Source organism: Nonomuraea antimicrobica (assembly GCF_039536965.1).
Classification (GTDB): Bacteria; Actinomycetota; Actinomycetes; order Streptosporangiales; family Streptosporangiaceae; genus Nonomuraea; species Nonomuraea antimicrobica.
In genome coordinates, this window is sequence record NZ_BAAAZP010000064.1 from 1 (window position 1) to 2,108 (window position 2,108).

Sequence of the window (2,108 nt, forward strand, 5' to 3'; positions counted from 1 at the left end):
ACTACACCTTCGCCCGGGAAGACGCCACCATCGTCGGCCAGCGCCTCGCCGGCCACAACGACATCGCCCACTCGGTGGCCTTCAGCCCCGACGGCAAAATCCTGGCCACCGGCAGCGGAGACGACACCGTGCGGTTGTGGGACGTAGCCACCCGCACCCCCATCGGCCGCCCCCTCACCGGCCACACCGGCTGGGTCTCCGCGGTGGCGTTCAACCCGAACGGCAAGCTCCTGGCCACCAGCAGCCTGGACGGCACCGTGCGGTTGTGGCAACTGGGGAATGATTCCGATTGATAATCAAGCCTGCGGTCCGTTTCTGCCGTATTCGCCGCAGGCGCGGAGAGGGATTGGTGAGCAGGGTGTCGGTTGCAGTTGAAGCTGCCGGTGTCCGCGTGTTGTTGTCGGTGCTCGTGTCGGTGTTCAGGTTGAGTTGTCGGATTCCGCCTTCGGCTCCGATCTTGGTGGGGCAGAATGCCGAGCCATGACGGCTTTGCGCGCGCTGGCCTGCGGGATGGACACTGCGGGTGCCGATTAATCATCCGACCCGGTCAGGCGGCATGCCGATACTCCTTCAGCACACCACCAAGTTGATCATGTCGGCGGATATCGAGTGGTGCGATTCCAGCGGAGGCGATGTCGGGAAGTGATCGAAGCGGAGCTGCCTGCCGGAGAGCGCGGTGCGGCCGGTATGAGTTGTAGAAGGTCTCGAACTCACGCAGCGCGTAGAGAAGATGGCTCTGGCTCCAGATCAAGGTCCGGTCCAGCAGTTCGCGCCGGCAGGTCTGGATCCAGCGCTCCATGATGGAGTTCATCCGTGGTATTCCGACACCGCTCTTAACGATGCGTACTGCGGCATCGGCCAGCACCGCGTCGAAGGCCACAGCAAAGGTCCAGTGACACGCGATCAGACGCCGGTGTCAGCGCAGCAGCGTCCCCGGCGTCGCGAACAACCGCCGACGACCGGCCGCAGACAGCAGCCACGCCAGCACGCTGATCACCGCCCAATCCGCCCACGACAGCCGAGGCCTGGCCACCTGCCGACGCAACACCGCGAGCTGATGACGCAAAACGAGGATCTCCGCGTCCTTCGATTGCCGCGAGCGACCCAGCAGCACCAGCCAACCCACGAGCCGGACAAAGATTAGATAAGCAACCGCAGCACCATGAACAGCGATCACGCCCGCCAGAACGCGAACATCACTCCCCAGATCAGCCCCAACGGCCGAGCTTCGGGCACCCACAGGCACAACCCCACCCGGGGTCTGCGCTATGAACGAGCCGAGAGAATCATCGCGAGAAGCAGCGGATCTTTTATCTGCTGGTCACGGACGGCTTGGCCGGGGAGACGAGCCCGCTTGGACAAGGCTTGACCGGCCGTCAGGCCGGCGCTGACCAGCGGCACTGTGCAGACCTTCTGGGTTGATCTTCGTATGGTGATCTCTGGGGTCTGAACTGACGGTGCCGATCTAAATGATCTACCGCGCTACACAGTCCGTACACAAGAGCAACCACCGAGCAACCAATCATGATCAACAACGAGGCCGGGGGCCGACGAGAACCGAGAAAGCCCAGGTCGGGCGCGGTGTTGGAGAGTAGGGCGGGTGGGACTTGAACCCACGACTCACGGATTATGAGTGGGTTCCCTCAGTGTCGTTCAGTGCCACGGAGTGCTAGTTGCTACCGCTGTGGCCGGAATTTTACCACCGTCGTGTCAGGTAGTGGCGATTGATGCCGCGCCGTATCACGTACACGCGAGCAACCACCGAGCAACCATGCGCCCTTGACCATCGCCACTATGTGCCGTTTGCCCACCAGGTTGCCGCTCGTCGGCCGTCAGCGGGTGGCCTGACTTCAGTATCCTGGCTGACTCCTCACCGAGCTACCGTGCGTGGGGGTCAGCCCACATAAGTCGAAACCCACGATGAAATGATCTTGAGGGGTGCTGCTTCTGGTCGCAGGCGCACTGTTCAACCAAGGCGGTCTACATCCCGGTGAGAACGTAGCCCAGGTCGTGGGCATCCCACTGCTCTTCCCGACGCTGCTGGTGCCGTGAGGGGCCACGGAGATTCCGGACAGCCGTCTTATGGGCGTAGCCTATGCGGCTGTTTG

3 protein-coding genes are annotated in these 2,108 nt (G+C 62.8%); 1 reads left to right on the top strand and 2 read right to left on the bottom strand.

Annotation, left to right across the window (positions count from 1 at the left end; translation table 11 throughout):
* Positions 1–293, top strand: a 293-nt coding sequence (locus ABD844_RS16530; protein ID WP_425568584.1) for a WD40 repeat domain-containing protein, incomplete at its 5' end; no start/stop codon positions are given.
* A gap of 254 nt (positions 294–547) precedes the next feature.
* Here the strand turns inward: ABD844_RS16530 and ABD844_RS16535 are convergent.
* Positions 548–880, bottom strand: a complete 333-nt coding sequence (locus tag ABD844_RS16535) for an integrase core domain-containing protein (RefSeq protein WP_344877801.1) — start codon at positions 878–880, stop codon at positions 548–550.
* Between the two features lie 36 nt (positions 881–916).
* Complete coding sequence (locus tag ABD844_RS16540) at positions 917–1,126, bottom strand: hypothetical protein (protein WP_344877803.1); 210 nt, start codon at positions 1,124–1,126, stop codon at positions 917–919.
* Positions 1,127–2,108 lie beyond the last annotated feature (982 nt).